Below are 18,912 nucleotides of genomic sequence, written 5' to 3'. Positions count from 1 at the left end.
ATTTTTTGGAGAAAAATATTAGGGATGTAGATTTTTTTAAACAAGTAGTAAAAAGACTTTGCAAAAAAAACAATATTTCCCCTCAGAAACCTAAATTTGAAATCATCGAGAACGTAATGGTTATTAGCATTAAGAACCATTTAAAAGATGGAGTAGACTTAGATTGTTTTAATATTTTAAACCTTATTTACCGAACAATTGGACCTTTAGAAGAGAGCTGAACAAACAAGAAATAGAATTATTGAGGCTTATGCAGAGTGTCAAGGCATTTTATTTTGATTATAGCAATGAAATGAATACCATTTGGCGATGAATTATTTTACTAAGTTTTTAATGTTTTTACTGATATATGCAAAGTTAGAGTACACTAATAAAGTAATAAGGTTTACTTCAGTAAAATAAGGTATATTATATTTGTTGAATAGATTTTCTTTAAAGACATGAAAAGTAGGTGAACAAAGTGGGAAAATATCAATTGGATTACAAAAGTCAGGTAGCTGTGACAAAGTTTCATGAAAAACAGACGCCTGCCAAATTTGATAAAAAGCAGCATCTTGAAAAAATACGTGCGGAGTATTTGAAAAAGAAGCAAAAACAAACAGATAAATAATATGAATGAAAACATAGGAAGACTAAAATCTCCCTATGTTTTTCTTATTCGAAGTTCCTTTTTCAATTGATGATAGAGTTTATTTCTAGTGGTATGGCACTTAAAAATTATTTCGACTATTCTATGATTATTGGAGTTGGTTTAGCGACAGTATCTTTATTAGCTGCTGGGTTTTCGCTTGGAAAAAGGAACAAGGTAAATAATTCACATCATTAAATTGTTTGTTAAGCTAACGTGTGCTTTACATCAATAAGGGAGGTTGTTGAAGCAACCTTTTCTTAATGAACTAACAGGTACGTTAGCTGAAGATCGGAGCTGTCTTTAAGACAGCTTTTTTGTATGAAAACACAATAGTAAAAAAGCCATGCTAAAATAAACCCTCCATATTCTCATTTTTTTTGATGGGGGTAAATGTACTATGTCGTTATTTAACTGGTTATGCAGTTTGTTGTTCAGATGGAGCGATTGTATAGCCTTTCTTTTTTAGGTATTCGATCATTTTTAATTCTTTGTTATTTTGTTTTTCTTCAAGGTAATTTGAGCCTAGTTCATGATAAGGTTCTCCTGTTTTTAAGATGTTGTAAGTAATCGTTAATAGTTAATGGGCAGAAGCGATTCGTCCCTTCATTTTTCCTTGCCGTTTGGTAATCCTTTTTCGATGTGAAGCAATTCGATTATTTTGCCTTGATGTCGCTAATACACATTCTACGGCCATCGTTTTTAAAGCTTTATTTCCTTGTGTGGTTTTACTCGTTTTTTTTTACCAGCACTTTCGTAATTTCCAGGACTCACACCAGCCCAAGAGGCAAGATGTTTAGCTGACTTAAATACGGACATATCAACACCCATCTCCGCAATAAAAGTAGCTGCCGCAGCTTTGTTCACACCAGGTATACCATCCAATAATTCTACTTCCTTACGATAAGGGGACAGGAGTTGATCAATTTGTTTTTCTAATTCTTCTATGGTTTCTTCTAAATAACCCATATGCTCCCAATGGTAACGCAACATATCACGATGATGACGGCGAATACGACCATTAATTGCATGGGCAATGTCAGTAATACTTGCTTTTGTTCGCCAATCCACCATTTTTCGAAGACCATCGGTCTCTATTTTTTCACCATTTAGAATCGCTTCAAGGATACGGCGTCCAGATACACCAAAAATGTCTGATAGAACGGATGTTAGCTTGATATTAGCATCTTGAAGAATTTTGTGAATGCGATTCTGCTCTGATGTGCGATGATGAATCAATTTTTTTCGATAACGAGTAAGATCTCGTAAATCACGAATATCCTCTGGTGGGACAAAATTGCTTTCAATAAGTCCGCATCTTAGAAGCTTGGCAAGCCATTCGGCATCTTTTACATCAGTTTTACGCCCTGGAACATTTTTGACATGCCTGGCATTGGCAAGAACAAGGTGAAAAGATCCTTCGAGTATATTCCATATTGGTTTCCAGTAGACTCCGGTACTTTCCATCACAACATCTGATACCTGAAGGGTAGCTAGCCAATCACTTAAAGCCAACAGTCCCGTTGTTGTAGTTGAAAACGTTTCAATAGAGATTTTTGGCTTTTTATCTAATGGACCAAATAATACGCAGGCTACTACTGTTTCTTGGTGTACATCTAGGCCAGCACACCGTTCAATCATTGCTTCCATAGGAGAATCACCTCAAAAAAAGATTAACAATACATATGACAGGAGATTTGTTACAAAAAATTTTGTATACGTACTAGCAGTACACTAAATGGTTCTTCCATACTGTCACAACCAGTTTCTTATACAGGGTATCTTCCTTAAGATCCACCAAAAAAAGCTCAGCCTGGTTGTATTGTTATCATCCATTATCGTCAAGGGGTTAATGGGTTAGACTCTATTTTTGAGTGTAGATTTTCGTAGTAGATGGTGGCGGCGAGGATCGCCGCCATAGGAGTTTCTTATGGAACTAAAGGGGCATTATAGTTGTAGAGTGCTGTATTTATTAGGTTTGCTTTTATTTTTTATAAGAGGTATTCCATTTTTTTCTTGAATCTATCTGCTCGATTGTTATACTAAGTGCAATAATCTCGAGAGTAGAGTGATAATTATGAATATTGATTTTATTCCGAACGACTCTTTTATTGAACCAAATGGTCAAAATATTGATGAAGTTAAAAGTCTAATTAGTAAAGTTATGGATTTGGTTATAGAGAATTCTACTAATTCTGAGCAACGTCCATTTTTAGCTCAAATAGAAAATTATAATTTTGATGAGTTTTCCATAGAAGGGACTCCTACTGAAGATATTCTTCTACAATTACAAGAAATTTTAAGAAATTCAATGAATCCTCTAACTCCTAACTATATTGGTCACATGGACTCGATGCCAACTTTAATTTCCTGTTTGGGTGAATTTGTAACAACGGCTATTAATAACAATATGTTGAGTCTTGAAATGTCACCTGTATTCTCTCAAATGGAAGTTCAAGTGCTTCAAAAAATTGCAAATATGTTTGGTTTTGATGAAAAGGGTGGGGGAGTAATGACTAGTGGAGGGAGTCTTGCTAACCTTCAAGCCCTTGCAGTTGCTCGGAACCATAAATTACAAGTTAAAGAGGCTGGATTAACTGGACTAATAGGTCAACCAGTTATTTTAGTATCGGAAGCGAGCCATACCTCTCTTCATAAGGCAGCAATGTTATTAGGATTAGGTACTTCTAGTGTAATCGCTGTAAAAAGTAATCATAATTCTCAGATGGATATCTCTGACTTAGAAAAAAAGATTATTAAATTGTTAGAAGACGGGAAAAAACCTTTTGCAGTTGTGGCAACGGCTGGAACAACTGTAACGGGTAGTATTGATCCCATCTTATCCATTGCAGAAACAGCAAAGAAGTATGGGCTCTGGTTACATGTAGATGCTGCTTATGGTGGGGCATTAGTATTTTCAGAGAAGTATCGTCAATTACTTTCTGGTATTGAAAGGGCAGATTCTATAACTTTTAACCCTCAAAAATGGATGTATGTTTCAAAAACATGTGCTATGGTTTTATTCAAGAATCGTGAATTGTTGGAAACGGATTTCCGAATTTCTGCTCCATATATGAATGATACAAATTTTACAAATTTAGGTGAAGTTAGTGTTCAAGGCACCCGTCATGCTGACATTTTAAAGTTATATTTGTCGCTTCAACATATTGGATTAAAAGGTTACGACCAACTATTGAATGAAAGTTATTTATTAGTTGAGGAATTTGTAGTACAAGTTAAAAAACGCTCCTACATAGAGTTAGCAAGTGAACCTGAAACAAATTTATGTTGTTTTAGAGGAAGACCAAAATATCTCGATTCAAAACAATGGGACCAATGGAACTTAGAGTTGCAACAGTATCTGCTTAATGAAGAACGTGTATTTTTCTCCTTGCCAACTTATAGAGGAGATCGTTGGTTAAGAGCAGTTCTATTAAATCCTTATACTCCAATCTCAACTATACAAAAAATATTTAGAAAGATAGATGAATTTTATATAAATCACCATAGTTATAAATCTAAACCCTATTAAATTAACTGGGTGCTAAAGTTCAATTAATAGGATTTAATTTTCAACAAACGTGCGGATTCTTTTATAAGAAATGCTTTTCTTATTGAACTAACAGGTGCGTTAGCTGAAGATCGGAGCTGTCTTTAAGGCAGCTTTTTCTTATGGAACTAAAGGGGCAGGTAGTTCAACAAGCGTAGTGTATACGAACTGTGCATATTTATATTTATTAACTTATCGATTTCCTCTCTTTCAAAAGTTGAATAAAAAGCACTTTCTATTCAACTTTTCTAGAAATATAATTAAACAGAAAGGAGGCATTAAGAATGAAACATAATTCTATGCACCAGTGGCATAAAGAGCATAATAAACGGGTAGCAGAATTTCACCAAAAACATGCTACTCAAGTAGCTAATGGAGAAAACGGAAACGGTTGGTTAGCCAAGCTCGAAACGTCTTTTTTTAATAAAGTACTTGTTCCTCTTAAAGTTGTGAAATAACATCTTTTTTTCTGCTCCTGCTCTTTGAGGAGCAGTTATTTTTTGATTTTATTTAAATACTTTGTGACACAGTATGTGTCAACTCTGCTATAAGTCTTATAGAACTAACGGGTGCGTTAGCTGAAGATCGGAGCTGTCTTTAAGACAGCTTTTTCTTATGGAACTAAAGGGGCAGGATAGCTCAATAAAAATAAGGGTTACCCAATTAATGTAGCTTACCTTTTGCTATATTTATTTGTTTATTTCTTTAGCTAGATATTCACATGGCTTGAGGTGGTCTTTCAACCAACCGTGCTTATATCATTAAGTTTTCAGCATCTACATTAAATCGAAATGAGGGATGTAAAGTGTTTATTTTTGAAGCAGAAAAAAAACCACTCAGAGTGGTTTTTTAATCGCGCATTGCTCCTGCCTCTCGGGAAGTCATTGCACCTTGTCCTTCGCTTACATCTTTTTGAATTTCTTGTTTTACTTTTTGTGCATCAGTTCCGGAAAATTCCGGTTTCATAATAGAACTCAAACTCTCTTTAGCTTGTTGATCCTTTTGCATACATGTCCTCCTCAATTTATTGTTTAACAATCTTATTATTTACAAAAAAACACTCTTTATATCCCGAGGATTTGAGTTTCCCTTAAAAGTAAAGGGGGCTTTCGTGAACAATCGGGTTGCTGTGGCAGCCCCTTATCGAATTTATGAATATCTATCTATTGATGAGAAAAAAGAAGTAGTTGAAAAATTAAAAGAAGATCTCAAAAAATTGGAACAAGAAATAAATCAAAATAAAAATTCCTTTTCAAGTTTTGTACGTGAAATCTTGTATAGTACAAGAGATAAATGGAATTTAGAAATTGAAGAATTAGAAGAAGAAATTAAAAATAATTAAGTAAAAGCTATTTTCCGGTTTCGTTATAAATGGATAAGAATATATTTCCTTTGGTAGTACTCTTCAATTCATGGGTCGCTCTAGGATTTATTTTCTTGCTTACAGCCACAGTTTTTGCATTTAAAAGATATAAAGAAAGGACAAACAAATAGATTAATATTAAGCGAGTCTTGTTATTAGACAGTTTTCCTTTTATGTAGAAGTTTGTAAACTCTACAATAAGTCTTGTAGAACAAACGGGTGGTTTAGTACCAAAGTATGCACTATAGAAGACCACAATAAGTGGTCTTTTTCATTTGTTCAAATATCAACATTAATGTTTAACAAAGCATTTTTCAGATGTATGCAGTTCTTGCTGTGGCCGGAAATTTCTATTTTAGCCGCCCATTAAGTAATCGAATATATTTTTCATGATCAGAATGACGGTAACTATGATAAATAATACTCTTACATATGCCACTCCCTTCTTAATGGCAAATTTTGAACCTGCCAATGCTCCTGCTATCATGGAGATCCCCATCGGTATTCCATAGGAAAAGTTGACGGTATCAAGAAAGATGAACATGATCAGTGCTGCCAGATTACTTCCGAAGTTTAAAAATTTTGCGTTTCCTGCAGAGTGCAAAAAATCAAAGCCAATCATTAAAAAGGCAAACAAAATGAAAGATCCCGTTCCAGCCCCTAAAAATCCATCATAAAAACCAATGGCAAATATAGCGAACGTAAATAGTGCTGCCTTATACCATGTAAGCCTTTGGTAAGTCGATTCTTGTCCCCAGTCCTTTTTTAAAAAGGTATAAATGGCTATAGCTAGTAAAAGAACTAAGATCAGTGGTTTTAATAGTTCGGGTGAGACGAAATTGACAACCCAAGCACCTAGCAAGGATCCCATGAAAATAAGTGGGAAAAGTTTGGATACCAATCGAAAATCAACCTTACCTGAGCGAATGAAGGCAATGGTACTTGTTAAAGATCCCATGGAACTTGCCAACTTATTCGTTGCGATCGCTGCTGAAGGGGAAAGTCCTGAAAATAATAAAGCGGGTATGGAAATCAGGCCACCGCCGCCAACTACTGAATCAATGAATGCTGCCAGAAAGCCGAAAAATATCAGCAGCAAGAGTGTTGAAATTTGTATATCTTCCATTCAAGAAACCTCCGTAAACATTGGCATTATGGCGGAATCCTTGCTTTTTCTGTAGCCATAACCCAAAGTATTTCTATTAGTCACTATTTAAATAGTAACTAACAAAAATCGTTCTGTAAATAAGAATATGATGCATACCTTTTGAAATCGAATAAATTTCGATAAGAGATTTGGTATGATAGGCATATAACTTACTTAAAGCACTAGGAGGTACTATGCAAGATATCATTCAAAAACTACAGTCTCTCGGATTTAGTCAATATGAAGCAAAGGCTTATGTTTCTTTAGTTCGTCAAGGTCCAACCAGTGCCTATCAAGTAAGCAAGGAATCAGGAATTCCCAGGGCACGTATCTATGAAATATTAAATGGACTTCAAGAAGAAGGAGTCGTATTAAAAGAGGAAATCAATGACTCGATACAATATTCACCATTACCAGTCGATGTGTTTTTGGAATCCGTCCAATCGAAATGGAAAAATACCTATCAATCCATCAGTCATACACTAAAGCAATTCGAGAAAATCGAGCCGATGTCCGACAATCGTGTAATGACGCTAAAAGGTGAGGGGCATATCCTATCCTTCTGTCGTACTTTGATTCAAAAAGCCGAGAAAAGGGTGGTGGTTTCCTTATGGGACAAGATGTATGGGGAACTTGAACAAGAGCTTAAAGGGGCGGCCGCGCATTGTACTCTCAAGGGGATTGCATTTCAGGTTGAAAACCCATTATCAGGTATAGATATACATCGCCAAACCAGCTATGTGGATAATATCGGAGAGAACAAATGGTTCATCCTATCCATTGATGGCAAGGAGACGATTTACGGGCCTTCTTCGGAAGCGAGAGAAACGGCGTTTTACACAGATGACCCCATTCATATCAATTTTCTCGAAAATTACATTTGGCATGATATCCTCGTTAACCGCTTAGTTAAAAAGGATGAAGAAGATGCCGAGAAATGGATTTCGAGGGAAAGAGACCAGTTTTTCTCCCTATAAATTTGAAAAAAAGCTGATACCCCCTTATGTAGGGAATATCAGCTTTTTATTTTTTGTACCAGAGTCATTCGGACAAAAGGGTTTTAGGAAATCTAATCGCCGTGGGTAAGCTTGATTTATCTCGATAAGACCTGTAAGACACAATCGTATGGTTATGGGCTTGAACATCCAACTGGAGAATTTGAGAGCTCTTCATTTCCAAATAGTACGTAACATCTTCTTTTTGTAAGTGGTAAAAAGAAAAGGGTATCCCTAAAAGGTTCTTGCTGATTAGTTTTGTTTCAGGCTGATTGATGATGTGCTCACTCAATTCCGCTATCGTAACGGAAGTTGTTCCTGTAATTGCTGTTATTTTTTGTTTTGCATAATCGACTGCATGATTTAAGGTAACGGCAATATTTTTCAAGATTCCGTTCATGGGGGGCATCTCCTTTTAATTAGGCTATGTTTGTAGTATGGTACCTGGCTAATGCTTTATGCAAAAAAATCCTCAATGATGATATAGAATGGTCCATTTATGAACATGATTAAGATAGTGTGCCGCAAAATCAATAAAAGGGCAATTAAGGAAGGAAAGAGAAAATGTCAATGAAGGTTAAAGCATGAAGAAAAGAAAAATATATATGGGCCTGCTTTTCATCGCAATTCTCGCTTTTTCAGTGGTGTTCATTCAGTTGAATATGGATGCGAATTCTAAAGTCGAAAAAGGGAAAGACGTCGATGCCATTACGGATAGCCATGAGAAAATAGAAAAAATGCTCGGAGAAATGACGCTTGAAGAAAAAGTTGGGCAGCTTATGATGGTCGGTTTCAGGGGAACTGAAAAGAGCAGTGAAATTACGGAGCTTATTGAACAAAAACATATCGGGGGCGTCATTTATTTTGACCGCAATATGAAATCACCTGAACAAGTGGCTAAGTTATCCAATTCGCTTCAGCAAACGGCAGATCAAAGTACACTTTCGCTTCCGCTGATGGTGGCCGTCGATCAGGAAGGCGGGAACATAATCCGGATGAGGGAACGGGTATCGCCACTCCCTTCGCAACAGGACCTTGGGAAAAATGCATCTGTGGAAGACATATACAAGGTGACAAAATTGAATGGGGCAGAACTGGGTTCCATGGGGATTAACATAAATTTCGCCCCGGTTCTTGATCTATCGAAAACGGATGAGCGCTCATTGGGAAAAGATCCGGAAAAGGTTTATCAATACGGAAAGAAAGCCATTCAAGGCTTGAATGATGTATCCATAACGGGTGCATTGAAGCACTTTCCCGGAAACGGACGCAGTGAAATCGATCCGCATGTCGAAACATCGTCCGTGGAAGCAAACCAACTTGATCTGGAAAATTCGGATATTTATCCTTTCAAGCAAATCATAAGTGAAATGGATAACCAAAAGTTTTTCGTGATGGTGACCCACATTAAATATCCAGCCTATGATAAAGAAAAACCGGCAAGTCTTTCAAAAGTCATCATAGAGGACCTGCTTCGGGGAAAACTTAAATATGAAGGGCTTGTGGTCACGGACGATTTGGAAATGGGAGCTGTGAACAAGTATTTCTCCTATGAGGATATGGGGAAGCAAGCAATCCTTGCAGGAGCTGACTTATTACTCGTCTGTCATGAATATTCCCATGAGCTTGAGGTATATAACGGATTACTAAAAGCAGCAAAGACAGGGGAAGTTCCGATGGATAGGATTAACGAGTCAGTGAAAAGAGTTTTGACATATAAACTCTTCAATATGAAGCAAACGAAGGCTGACCCGGATCAAGCTGAAAAAGTGGTGAAAAGTCCTGAAAGCATGAATTATATTGAAAGTCTGAATTTGGATAAATAAAAGGGACACCGCACTCTCAACAGGATGCTTTTGTTTAATTCTGTAGATAGAGGGAATACTATATATGACTAACTTGAAGGAGGAAACTCACATGCCATCAAACAAAATGCTTGGAACCGTCCTGATAGGAGCTGCCGCATTTCTAATGCGCAATAAGAAAACTCGTGAAAAAACCATGACTCAAATAAAAACACTGGCCACACCAGAAACAATTGACAAGGTTAAGAGCCAATTCCAATCAATGACTAAATCAAAATCAAGTAACCCATCCGTACGTTAAGGTGAAATGACCACCCCATTAAGTTGTTCTTAATGGGGCGTTTTTTTTGCTTAATATCCAACAATTACAACGATTAAAATCCAGCTGTGAATTCATCAAGCCGGTAAAAGGAAAATGAAAAAGCACCCGTTGCTTTCGAAGACCTTTGACAGGTCTTTCAAAAGCACAAGTGCTTTCATGAATGTTCAATGATCATTCAGCTACATCTTCACCGTCATCTTCTTTATTGAACCAAAGCGGATCCTCATTATCGACTTCACCATTATAATTAATCAGGATTTCTTCTCCTGCTTTTATGTCGGTGTAAGCAAAGAAATCAAACGTATGATTCTTAAAGTTTATGTCATACGTAGCGTTTGGGGTATAAGAATGATTAAACAGCATGCCATAACCTAAAAGCATGGCAGTATGGTTAATTCCATATTCAAACGCATAATCAGCAAGCAATGTTTTCTCTATGAAGACATGCTCCTCGTTTGGGTAAGCAATGACAGGTGCTTCATGTAAAAGCTCACCTTTTTTAATGTCCTGTGTTGCGAATACGCCTCTATTGAACTCACCATCACTGAGTGTGGAAGTTTTAACTTCAATCATGTTCGTCACCTACTTGTTCTATTCAATATAGTCCAGATCATCTAAGCTTGACAGTTAATAAGGAGAAAAGCAACTATTTTACGGAATTAATCATTTTCTCATTTAAATGGCACTAATGTATTTATTGAGGCTTAACCTTTATTTCATAGGTTATACGTAGGACTTAATAATTCACGAGAAGGACAAATCAAATTCCGGACGGTCGAAATATACGAAGTCTGGTTATCTTTTTTTACTTTTTATTATGATGTATCGGAAAATCCATAGTTATTCTAAAATCCAAACTCACGAGTAAATGATTCAAACTCACGAGTAAATGCACCAAACTCACGAGTAAATGATTCAAACTCACGAGTAAATGCGCGAAACTCACGAGTAAATGCGCGAAACTCACGAGTAAATGCACGAAACTCACGAGTAAGTGCGCCAACTCACGAGTAAATGCACGAAACTCACGAGTAAGTGCGCCAACTCACGAGTAAATGCACGAAACTCACGAGTAAATGCGCGAAACTCACGAGTAAATGCGCTAACTCACGAGTAAATGCGCTAACTCACGAGTAAATGATTCAAACTCACGAGTAAATGCGCTAACTCACGAGTAAGTGCGCCCACTCACGAGTAAATGCACGAAACTCACGAGTAAGTGGGCCAACTCACGAGTAAATGCACGAAACTCACGAGTAAGTGGGCCAACTCACGAGTAAATGCACGAAACTCACGAGTAAGTGGGCCAACTCACGAGTAAATGCGCGAAACTCACGAGTAAATGCACGAAACTCACGAGTAAGTGGGCCAACTCACGAGTAAGTGCGCCAACTCACGAGTAAATGCGCGAAACTCACGAGTAAATGATTCAAACTCACGAGTAAATGCACAAAACTCACGAGTAAATGCGCGAAACTCACGAGTAAATGCGCGAAACTTACGAGTAAATGCACGAAACTCACAAGTAAATGCACGAAACTCCGTATAGCATGGATATTCATTACAGTACATACGAAAAAACACCTCCGCTAAAAGTGAAGCTAGGGAGGTGTCGTTCATATAGGTAAATCCCTTAATTCACACCGACAGCTGTAAAGGCATTTTTGACAGCTGTGACTTCGGCACTGGTTGAACCGTATAAATCAGCTGCAGCTTGTACGACTGCCGCTTTGGCTTGTGAAAAAGTTGATGAGGAAGTTAAATAAGTCGTGTTTGCCCGGTAAAAGATTGTCCCAAGTTTATCGATACCGATCCCGGAGACGGTCACGCCATGGTGAGTGCCGCCTGCAGAGATCAAATAGGCTGCCTTATTTATGATTCCGCTGTTCGTGTGGACTCCGCCATTATCACCCGTACCCGTATAACGGTTCGAATAATGGTCAGGGTCACCATTCAATGTTGGGTTAGCCATTGAACGGAGTGCATCACCAGAAGTTTTAGGTGTGTAAATATCTTCTCCAATCAAATAATCCGCTTTGGCACTTTGATTCTTAAATTCGACCACTGTGCCAAAAATATCAGAAATCGCTTCATTCAAAGCACCAGATTCATATTGATAGGTAAGATTCGATTCAGTGGAAGTCACAGCATGCGTCAGTTCATGTGCAACGACATCCAGACCGCCTGACAATGGGATGAACGTCGTGCCATCTCCATCACCGTAAACCATTTGGGTGCCATCCCAGAAAGCATTATTGTATCTCGAGCCATAATGAACGGTTGATTTCAGGATGGTTCCATTTCCATCATAAGAGTCCCGTCCAAATGTGGATTTGTAATAATCATAAGTTTTACCCGCATAAAAATGAGCATCTACAGCAGCTTTATCGGTAGAAGTGGTAAAAGCATTTGTTGTGTTGGAAAAGAGTGTACCAGGTAATCTTGAACGGTTATTGGCATTGTAAGTGAAAATGCCTTTGCCGCGTGTATTGTCTTGTAAATAGTAATTACCGTTGGATAAGGTAGTGTTCAACGACACGGTGTTGTTTAATACTCCTGTGCCCGTTCCTACGGAATTGGTTCCCGTCACTTCATCCAGGGTATTATATTTATTCAGTATTTTCCCCGTTTTGACTGAGATGAAATAATTATGATTTCCTGGTTCCGGACTTAAGAAATTCAAATTGACTTTATATACATAATCCGCCTTGCCTTCATTTGCGTATACATATAGCTCAGATTCAGGGGATTGTTCATAGGCAGGAGTGAACCCCAGATCTGCTTCCGCTATTTTGATAGCTTCTGATTTACTGATGCCTTTTTTAGCCTTTTTCCCTAATTTCGTGTTTAGATTGGCTTCGACCGTACCGGATACGACCGTTAAAACCCCTTTAGCGTCAATCAATACTGATTGTGTAGAATTCCATACAGGTACCCCTTTATAGGTTTGTTGCAATCTAAGGACGGTATTGCCAAGTTCATCCTTGCTTTCTTTCTGGATAATGAAGGAGTCTTTCGCCTTTTGCTTTTCTAGCTTGTAAGACTTTTTATTTTCGTCAAAAAAGGTAAGAATGATATCTTCTGCCGTTTGCTTCGATGGGTCCGTAAGTTTCCCAGACTTGAATTCTAGCGAATCCTTATGCTTATTATACTTTTCAACACTTAACACATTTTTTGCCGCTAAAGCTTCTTGATGGGGAATAGCAGAAAATAATAGACCGATGGATAGTGCAGTTCCTAAAAATACCTTACTTTTCATAACACTCAACTCCTTCATGAGAATACCTCATTTTTACATTTGCTTCATATATTATCAAATGGAGAAAACACGCAAAAAATATGACAATTAAAGGAATAAAATGGAGAAAAATGGTTTTTAATAGAAATATTCTTTCGGGATATTCTTCTAGTAATATTTGGAATGTATTTAAATTGAATCAAATGAATAAAAAGTGCAAAAAAACTTGGCATAAAGTGCAAAAAAACGTGGCGTAAAGTGCAAAAAGTTTTGTCAATTATTGCGTTTTTTCTGTTAATTTGTTGAATATTGCGGTTTTGTAAATCTGGCATGAAAATTGCATATATATTCAGGTAGGGAATTCAGGAAGGGTTCAGAAAGGAATATTCGAATTGTAAATTAGGTCTATTTGAAAGTCTATGAAATAGGAAAATTTATTAAATGGATTTCCCCATACATGTAAGCGCTATAGAAAGGGATGAAAATTTATGATACCAAAACAAGAAAATGACGTCTTTCAGCATCCTCCACAGCAAGAAGGACAAGAATTAAAGCGCGGTTTAAAATCCCGACATTTAACGATGATTTCCATTGGAGGGGCAATCGGCACAGGGCTGTTTCTTAGCAGCGGGGCAGCCATTCATACAGCTGGGCCAGGCGGCGCATTACTTGCTTATGCCTTAGTTGGGGCAATGGTTTACTTCGTTATGACAAGCTTAGGGGAACTTGCAGCCTTTATGCCGACAAGCGGATCATTCAGTACCTATGGATCGAAATTCGTCGATCCGGCATTTGGGTTTGCCTTGGGATGGACGTATTGGTTCAATTGGTCGATGACCATAGCGGCAGAGTTGGCAGCCTCAACAATGATCATGAAATTTTGGTTTCCGAATAGTCCATCATTGTTGTGGAGTTCATCATTCTTGGTGCTCATTTTCCTATTAAACTATTTATCGGTTAAAGGGTATGGTGAAGGCGAATACTGGTTTTCCTTCATAAAAGTTACAGCCATCGTTATTTTTATAATCGTTGGGATATTAATGATTATCGGCATTATGGGCGGCGAAGCAGTAGGATTTAAAAACTTCACCGTCGATGACGCGCCATTCCCGGGTGGGTTCATGGGTGTCTTCATCGTGTTCATAGCGGCTGGCTTTTCTTTTCAAGGTACTGAAATCGTCGGCGTGGCTGCCGGTGAAAGTGAAGATCCTGCACGGAATATACCAAAGGCCATAAAAAGTGTCTTCTGGAGAATCCTGCTTTTTTATGTATTGGCAATCTTTGTGATAGGACTTCTTATCCCTTATACAAGCTCAAGTTTACAAGGGGATAACGTCATGGTAAGCCCGTTCACGCTCATATTTGAAAAGGCTGGAGTGGCCTTTGCAGCTTCACTTATGAATGCGGTCATTTTAACAGCGGTGTTATCAGCAGGTAACTCTAGTCTGTATGCATCTACGCGTATGCTATATTCCATGGCAAAAGATGGCCAAGCACCGCGTATTTTTGCAAGACTTAATAAACGAGGGGTACCGGTTGCAGGAATGATTTTGACATGTTCCATCGGTATGCTAGCCTTTTTAGCTTCCGTATTCGGTGATGGTAAAGTGTATATTTGGTTAATGAATGCCATTGGAATTACAGGATTCATCTTTTGGCTGGGCATTTCCATCAGCCATTATCGTTTCCGAAAAGCATTCATCGCTCAAGGCCATTCATTGGAGAAGCTGCCATATAAGGCATTATGGTTCCCGATAGGTCCGATCTTTGCCATTGCAATTGGCTTGATCGTCATCCTGTCCCAAAATATCCAAGCCTTTTTCTCCGACCAGATTGACTGGGGCAGTGTTATAGCCGCGTACCTAGGAATCCCGCTTTTCCTTGGTTTATGGTTTGGCTATAAACTGGTAAGAAAGACAAAATTCGTTAAAATTGATGAAGTCGAGTTTGACTTCGACAAAAAATACGAATGAACAAGCTTAAAGTAAAAGCCGGACAATTTGTCCGGCTTTTACTTGTTTTCTATAGGCTCATTATCAAAAGCTAGGAAGCTGATTCCTAGCTTTTTATTTTTGTTAAATGGAAATTTATACAAATTTACTGGGAGGTGTTATATGATAATCGTAAACTCTGCTAAATTGCATGTACAGAACGACGGAGAAAGCTTTTAATATTTCCAATGGAAAGGGAAGGTGCACGGCTGATGACCTTATTGACTCATTTAAAAGTATTGGACTTTTCAACGTTACTGCCAGGCCCATTTGCCACTTTGATGCTAGCGGATTTAGGAGCGGACGTTTTGAAAGTAGAGAGGCCGGGAGAAAAGGATTCATGGGGTGTGAACCAATATCTTAACAGATCGAAGAAGTCGATCACACTTGATTTAAAACAATCTGAGTCCATCGAATCCGTAAAAAATCTAGTGAAGGAATACGATATCGTCATTGAACAATTCCGTCCAGGTGTCATGGAACGCCTAGGACTGGGGTATGAGGCATTAAAATCGATCAATCCGAAGCTGATTTACTGTTCCATCACTGGCTTCGGCCAGACAGGTCCCTATAAAGACCGACCGGGACATGATATCAATTATATTTCGATTGCAGGCTTATCAGGCTATTCCGGTACGAAAAAGGACGGCCCGGCAAAAAACGGAACCCAAATAGCAGATCTTGCCGGAGGCTCACTGCATGCTGTTATCGGTATATTATCTGCAGTCATTTATAGGGAAAGAACAGGAGAAGGCCAAGCCATCGACATCAGCATGACCGACTGCAGTTTTGCCTTGAATGCCATATCCGCACCTCTGAATTTACAAGGGGGCCTCGAGCTTGAACCAGAAAAACTGATGTTAAACGGAGGGTCCTTTTATGACTTTTATGAAACGAAAGATGGACGCTATTTTTCGGTAGGAAGCCTTGAGCCCCCTTTTCGAAAAGCATTATGTGAAGCGATCGGTGCACCCGAATTGTATGAACTGAGCATGAAAAGCAATGAAGAAAGCGGAATCAGGTTTAAAACGGCCATCCGACTTGCTTTCCTCGAAAGAGATTTTCATGAATGGCAGGAAATATTCGCTGATTTCGAGGCCTGCGCAGAACCAGTGCTGACCTTCACTGAAGCGGCCGAACACCCCCATTTGAAGGAGAGGGGAATGATTGTCGAGGTACCTGACGGAAAAGGAAATGCCCAGAAGCAAATCGCATGCCCGATTAGGACATCGGTTTTCACCCCTGAATATAAACATGCAGGCTTGAGGCCAGGACAAAACAACGCAGAAATTCTTCGCACCCCCAATCGCTAAATAATGATGTAAAGGCTATCACTTTTCCGGATTTTTTTGAAAAGAGATAGCCTGTTTTTTTGAAGGGCGAAATAAGTTGGAGTTAGGTCGAATTAAGAAGGAAACAGCCGAATTAAGCTGGAAACAGCCGAATTAAGCAGTGGAAGAACCAATTGTTCTCTTAACACTGACGGAAAGCAACATACTACTACTGTGAAAATTTACTAGTTATAACTATTTTGGACAGGGTATCAGAGTAACATCCCAGTAATAGGGTGTTTGAGAAAATTGCTCTGATAAGGAGGGGTGATTAACATGTTTGGTCTCTCTGATATCATTAAATTTCTATTTTCCTTTTTTTTGATCTTGCCGATCGTTACGCTGATACATTTGAGCGGGCATATTTTCTTTGTTACGATCTTTGGGGGATCAGAAAAGAAAATCTTGATCGGTTGTGGTAATAAACTTTTCGCCTTTCGGAACATAGAGGTGAGGAAATATTATTTTTGGAATGGGACTTGCGAGTTCAAAGGATTGAAACATGATAATCGATTGACGAATACGCTGATTTATTTAGGGGGGGCTATCTTTAATTTAGTCAGCATGCTGATCATATATAGCTTAGTGTATCAGAATATCCTGGATAGCTCGGTAATCTGGTATCAATTTATCTATTTTTCTTTCTATATTATGTTTTTCTCCTTGTTTCCGATGTATTTCTCTGACGGGTCGCCCAGTGATGGGAAGGCTGCGCAATTGGCATTGAGGAACAAACTGGAAGATAGGGTGACGGATGATATATTTGTGAAGAAAATGGATGATGAAGATAGCTGCAAGTAAAAAGGGGACGTGCTGGTGGGCGTTCTTTTTTTGTTGCTTTCAGCTTTAGGATTTATCATAAGGCTAAAATCTAGCCTTATGATGAATGTTTATATAACGGTCTAGGATTTTATGGACTGTGCTATTTTACTGCTTGACGATGAACTTGAAAGGACCAGAACAATGACCATGGCAATGGCAACCCCCGTTGCACCGATCCAGGTTATGGAAGCAAGGGATACATGTTCTACAGCAACACCGCCAATCCCAGCACCGGCAGCCATGGCCAATTGCATCATCGACTGATTGAGACCGAGCATGACTCCTGATGATTCAGGCTCAAGGGTGGCTAAATGATATTGCTGTGTCGGCCCTGATGACCATGCCGCGAACGACCATAATGTAAGGATTGTCAAAACGCCAATCAATGAATTTGTAACGATGGACAACATGATGATCATCACAATATGCAGCGCCATACCGCCGATTAGTGTAAATGATACACCCCATCGATCCGTACTATATCCGCCAAACTTTGATCCAATCAGGCTGGCGATTCCGAATATAAGCAAAGCTGTGCTAAGTAGTGCGTCACTTACCCCTGATACAGTTAGCAGGTAGGGAGATAGGTAGGTATAAGCAATCGAGTATCCGCCTAGCCAGAAGAAGGTTATCGATAATCCAAGGGCAACTTTCCTTTTTTTTAGAAGCGCCAGCTGTTGGAGAAGAGGTACCGGTTTATCCCCTTTGGTAGGCGGAATGGTAAAGAATAAAACGATCATGGCAATCAGGCCGAATAGGGCGATTCCGCCAAAGACAGATTTCCATCCGAATGCATCCGTCATGATTCTTCCAAGAGGTACCCCAATGATAAGGGAAGCTGTAAACCCCATGACCACTGTCGCGATAGAACTAGCTTGTTTGTCTGGCGGAGCAAGCTTAGCAGCAATATTCAAAGCGGTGACAACAACTAATCCTGCACCTAGAGCCATGATTATGCGGGCAAATAGAAACGGTCCAAAGCCTGGTAATAGGAAGGCAAGGAGATTGGCGACTACGAATAGTCCAAGTGAGTACAACATTAATTTTCGTCTATCTAAACTTGCTGTCAAAGCCATAAGAATGGGGGTACCGATTGCGTAGACAAGGGAGAAAATTGTAATGAGCTGTCCTACGGCAGCAAGGGTCACTCCAAGAGAATCCGCAATCTTATCTAAAATCCCGGATATGATGAATTCGGATGTTCCTACTAAAAAACTGATAATCGCCAACATGTAAATTTTCCATGTATTAAGCAAATAGATTCACTCCTCATTAATGATTTATGGTTATATGCAAAGACATATCGGAATATGTTAATATGTATGAATAAAAAAATAAACATATCGTGAAATGTCGAATTGTTAAAAGGAAAATAAAACCTAACCCACTAAGGCAGGGATCAGGTTCATTTTCATACTTCTTCTTTCAAGAAATCAGTAATTTTTGAGATTGCATCTTCATCTCGTTTGTAATACGTAAACTTTCCTATCCGCTCCGTCTTGATCAATCCTGCTCTAAGAAGCATCGAGAGGTATTGAGAGGCCGTGGATTGGGTCATGTTTAATTTTTCTGTAATCTGACTTACACAAACGCCGGTTTCCTTCATATCTATTCCCTCATGAGGGGTGAAGTGGAGTTCAGGCGCCTTGAGCCATTGTAAGATTTGCAACCTGGATTCATTGGATAATGCTTTAAATATCTCGATTGTTTTCATACATTT

Annotated in this window: 21 protein-coding genes; 11 read left to right on the top strand and 10 right to left on the bottom strand. The window is 38.6% G+C overall.

Features of this window, described 5'->3' with window-relative positions; all coding sequences use genetic code 11:
* Positions 1-5: 5 nt before the first annotated feature.
* Both ACDZ29_RS07765 and ACDZ29_RS07760 read left to right on the top strand, forming a co-directional pair.
* On the top strand, positions 6-221 hold the full coding sequence (locus ACDZ29_RS07765) for a hypothetical protein (RefSeq protein ID WP_370016672.1): 216 nt from the start codon (positions 6-8) through the stop codon (positions 219-221).
* 239 nt (positions 222-460) lie between these two features.
* Positions 461-610, top strand: coding sequence for a hypothetical protein (locus tag ACDZ29_RS07760; protein WP_289326765.1), 150 nt, complete (start codon positions 461-463; stop codon positions 608-610).
* A 720-nt stretch (positions 611-1,330) separates the two neighbouring features.
* Here the strand turns inward: ACDZ29_RS07760 and ACDZ29_RS07755 are convergent.
* On the bottom strand, positions 1,331-2,278 hold the full coding sequence (locus ACDZ29_RS07755) for an IS110 family transposase (RefSeq protein ID WP_342601947.1): 948 nt from the start codon (positions 2,276-2,278) through the stop codon (positions 1,331-1,333).
* A gap of 427 nt (positions 2,279-2,705) precedes the next feature.
* On the opposite strand from ACDZ29_RS07755, the gene ACDZ29_RS07750 reads away from it, so the two are divergent.
* Together ACDZ29_RS07750 and ACDZ29_RS07745 are read left to right on the top strand one after the other, a co-directional pair.
* The gene (locus tag ACDZ29_RS07750; protein WP_375090598.1) at positions 2,706-4,160 is read left to right on the top strand and encodes a pyridoxal phosphate-dependent decarboxylase family protein; all 1,455 of its coding nucleotides are present in this window, start codon (positions 2,706-2,708) and stop codon (positions 4,158-4,160) included.
* Positions 4,161-4,462: 302 nt separating this feature from the next.
* The gene (locus tag ACDZ29_RS07745; protein WP_169732069.1) at positions 4,463-4,636 is read left to right on the top strand and encodes a hypothetical protein; all 174 of its coding nucleotides are present in this window, start codon (positions 4,463-4,465) and stop codon (positions 4,634-4,636) included.
* Positions 4,637-5,027: 391 nt separating this feature from the next.
* Here ACDZ29_RS07745 and ACDZ29_RS07740 read toward each other — a convergent pair whose 3' ends face one another.
* On the bottom strand, positions 5,028-5,186 hold the full coding sequence (locus tag ACDZ29_RS07740; protein WP_375090597.1) for a hypothetical protein: 159 nt from the start codon (positions 5,184-5,186) through the stop codon (positions 5,028-5,030).
* Positions 5,187-5,289: 103 nt separating this feature from the next.
* Between ACDZ29_RS07740 and ACDZ29_RS07735 the strand changes: the two genes are divergently transcribed.
* Positions 5,290-5,520, top strand: coding sequence for a hypothetical protein (locus ACDZ29_RS07735; protein ID WP_375090596.1), 231 nt, complete (start codon positions 5,290-5,292; stop codon positions 5,518-5,520).
* Between the two features lie 376 nt (positions 5,521-5,896).
* Here ACDZ29_RS07735 and ACDZ29_RS07730 read toward each other — a convergent pair whose 3' ends face one another.
* Positions 5,897-6,667 carry a TSUP family transporter gene (locus tag ACDZ29_RS07730; RefSeq protein WP_375090595.1) on the bottom strand — a complete coding sequence of 257 codons (771 nt, stop codon included), beginning with the start codon at positions 6,665-6,667 and terminating at the stop codon, positions 5,897-5,899.
* Between the two features lie 215 nt (positions 6,668-6,882).
* On the opposite strand from ACDZ29_RS07730, the gene ACDZ29_RS07725 reads away from it, so the two are divergent.
* Entirely contained in the window at positions 6,883-7,665 is a 783-nt protein-coding gene (locus tag ACDZ29_RS07725; protein ID WP_375090594.1) for a TrmB family transcriptional regulator, read from the top strand.
* 64 nt (positions 7,666-7,729) lie between these two features.
* On the opposite strand, the gene ACDZ29_RS07720 is transcribed toward ACDZ29_RS07725, so the two are convergent.
* A complete protein-coding gene (locus ACDZ29_RS07720) occupies positions 7,730-8,083 on the bottom strand; it encodes a hypothetical protein (RefSeq protein ID WP_375090593.1) in 354 nt (117 codons plus the stop codon).
* A gap of 184 nt (positions 8,084-8,267) precedes the next feature.
* Between ACDZ29_RS07720 and nagZ the strand changes: the two genes are divergently transcribed.
* Both nagZ and ACDZ29_RS07710 read left to right on the top strand, forming a co-directional pair.
* Positions 8,268-9,509, top strand: a complete 1,242-nt coding sequence (nagZ, locus tag ACDZ29_RS07715) for a beta-N-acetylhexosaminidase (RefSeq protein WP_375090592.1) — start codon at positions 8,268-8,270, stop codon at positions 9,507-9,509.
* Positions 9,510-9,600: 91 nt separating this feature from the next.
* Positions 9,601-9,789, top strand: a complete 189-nt coding sequence (locus tag ACDZ29_RS07710; protein WP_289326759.1) for a hypothetical protein — start codon at positions 9,601-9,603, stop codon at positions 9,787-9,789.
* Positions 9,790-9,981: 192 nt separating this feature from the next.
* Here ACDZ29_RS07710 and ACDZ29_RS07705 read toward each other — a convergent pair whose 3' ends face one another.
* The 4 genes from ACDZ29_RS07705 to ACDZ29_RS07690 form a co-directional block, all read right to left on the bottom strand.
* A complete protein-coding gene (locus tag ACDZ29_RS07705; RefSeq protein ID WP_289314608.1) occupies positions 9,982-10,383 on the bottom strand; it encodes an SET domain-containing protein in 402 nt (133 codons plus the stop codon).
* A 232-nt stretch (positions 10,384-10,615) separates the two neighbouring features.
* Positions 10,616-10,798: a hypothetical protein gene (locus ACDZ29_RS07700; RefSeq protein ID WP_375090591.1), complete on the bottom strand. Its 183-nt coding sequence runs from the start codon at positions 10,796-10,798 to the stop codon at positions 10,616-10,618.
* A 385-nt stretch (positions 10,799-11,183) separates the two neighbouring features.
* Positions 11,184-11,372 carry a hypothetical protein gene (locus ACDZ29_RS07695; protein WP_375090590.1) on the bottom strand — a complete coding sequence of 63 codons (189 nt, stop codon included), beginning with the start codon at positions 11,370-11,372 and terminating at the stop codon, positions 11,184-11,186.
* A 71-nt stretch (positions 11,373-11,443) separates the two neighbouring features.
* The gene (locus ACDZ29_RS07690) at positions 11,444-13,069 is read right to left on the bottom strand and encodes a M4 family metallopeptidase (protein ID WP_375090589.1); all 1,626 of its coding nucleotides are present in this window, start codon (positions 13,067-13,069) and stop codon (positions 11,444-11,446) included.
* Positions 13,070-13,536: 467 nt separating this feature from the next.
* Between ACDZ29_RS07690 and ACDZ29_RS07685 the strand changes: the two genes are divergently transcribed.
* From ACDZ29_RS07685 to ACDZ29_RS07675, 3 genes are all read left to right on the top strand, one after another.
* The gene (locus ACDZ29_RS07685) at positions 13,537-15,021 is read left to right on the top strand and encodes an amino acid permease (RefSeq protein ID WP_370016665.1); all 1,485 of its coding nucleotides are present in this window, start codon (positions 13,537-13,539) and stop codon (positions 15,019-15,021) included.
* A gap of 206 nt (positions 15,022-15,227) precedes the next feature.
* Positions 15,228-16,352 (top strand): CaiB/BaiF CoA transferase family protein, encoded by a 1,125-nt coding sequence (locus ACDZ29_RS07680; RefSeq protein ID WP_375090588.1) that lies wholly within the window; start codon positions 15,228-15,230, stop codon positions 16,350-16,352.
* Between the two features lie 294 nt (positions 16,353-16,646).
* On the top strand, positions 16,647-17,171 hold the full coding sequence (locus ACDZ29_RS07675; protein WP_370016663.1) for a hypothetical protein: 525 nt from the start codon (positions 16,647-16,649) through the stop codon (positions 17,169-17,171).
* Between the two features lie 101 nt (positions 17,172-17,272).
* Here ACDZ29_RS07675 and ACDZ29_RS07670 read toward each other — a convergent pair whose 3' ends face one another.
* A complete protein-coding gene (locus ACDZ29_RS07670; protein ID WP_375090587.1) occupies positions 17,273-18,448 on the bottom strand; it encodes an MFS transporter in 1,176 nt (391 codons plus the stop codon).
* Positions 18,449-18,603: 155 nt separating this feature from the next.
* A complete protein-coding gene (locus ACDZ29_RS07665) occupies positions 18,604-18,906 on the bottom strand; it encodes a helix-turn-helix transcriptional regulator (RefSeq protein WP_057278291.1) in 303 nt (100 codons plus the stop codon).
* Between the last annotated feature and the right edge of the window lie 6 nt (positions 18,907-18,912).

Source organism: Peribacillus sp. RS7 (assembly GCF_041956845.1).
Taxonomy (GTDB): domain Bacteria; phylum Bacillota; class Bacilli; order Bacillales; family DSM-1321; genus Peribacillus.
The sequence above is the reverse complement of the archived record's forward strand: the minus strand, read 5'-3'. Positions and strand labels throughout refer to the sequence as shown.

Bases quoted from the DNA above. Each gene is read 5' to 3' on its own strand.
- ACDZ29_RS07710 (WP_289326759.1), top strand. From the start codon at position 9,601: ATGCCATCAAACAAAATGCTTGGAACCGTCCTGATAGGAGCTGCCGCA.
- ACDZ29_RS07695 (WP_375090590.1), bottom strand. From the start codon at position 11,372: ATGAATATCCATGCTATACGGAGTTTCGTGCATTTACTTGTGAGTTTC.
- ACDZ29_RS07740 (WP_375090597.1), bottom strand. From the start codon at position 5,186: ATGCAAAAGGATCAACAAGCTAAAGAGAGTTTGAGTTCTATTATGAAA.
- ACDZ29_RS07755 (WP_342601947.1), bottom strand. From the start codon at position 2,278: ATGGAAGCAATGATTGAACGGTGTGCTGGCCTAGATGTACACCAAGAA.
- ACDZ29_RS07685 (WP_370016665.1), top strand. From the start codon at position 13,537: ATGATACCAAAACAAGAAAATGACGTCTTTCAGCATCCTCCACAGCAA.
- ACDZ29_RS07680 (WP_375090588.1), top strand. From the start codon at position 15,228: ATGGAAAGGGAAGGTGCACGGCTGATGACCTTATTGACTCATTTAAAA.
- ACDZ29_RS07690 (WP_375090589.1), bottom strand. From the start codon at position 13,069: ATGAAAAGTAAGGTATTTTTAGGAACTGCACTATCCATCGGTCTATTA.
- nagZ (WP_375090592.1), top strand. From the start codon at position 8,268: ATGAAGAAAAGAAAAATATATATGGGCCTGCTTTTCATCGCAATTCTC.
- ACDZ29_RS07745 (WP_169732069.1), top strand. From the start codon at position 4,463: ATGAAACATAATTCTATGCACCAGTGGCATAAAGAGCATAATAAACGG.
- ACDZ29_RS07725 (WP_375090594.1), top strand. From the start codon at position 6,883: ATGCAAGATATCATTCAAAAACTACAGTCTCTCGGATTTAGTCAATAT.
- ACDZ29_RS07750 (WP_375090598.1), top strand. From the start codon at position 2,706: ATGAATATTGATTTTATTCCGAACGACTCTTTTATTGAACCAAATGGT.
- ACDZ29_RS07720 (WP_375090593.1), bottom strand. From the start codon at position 8,083: ATGAACGGAATCTTGAAAAATATTGCCGTTACCTTAAATCATGCAGTC.
- ACDZ29_RS07705 (WP_289314608.1), bottom strand. From the start codon at position 10,383: ATGATTGAAGTTAAAACTTCCACACTCAGTGATGGTGAGTTCAATAGA.
- ACDZ29_RS07675 (WP_370016663.1), top strand. From the start codon at position 16,647: ATGTTTGGTCTCTCTGATATCATTAAATTTCTATTTTCCTTTTTTTTG.
- ACDZ29_RS07665 (WP_057278291.1), bottom strand. From the start codon at position 18,906: ATGAAAACAATCGAGATATTTAAAGCATTATCCAATGAATCCAGGTTG.
- ACDZ29_RS07730 (WP_375090595.1), bottom strand. From the start codon at position 6,667: ATGGAAGATATACAAATTTCAACACTCTTGCTGCTGATATTTTTCGGC.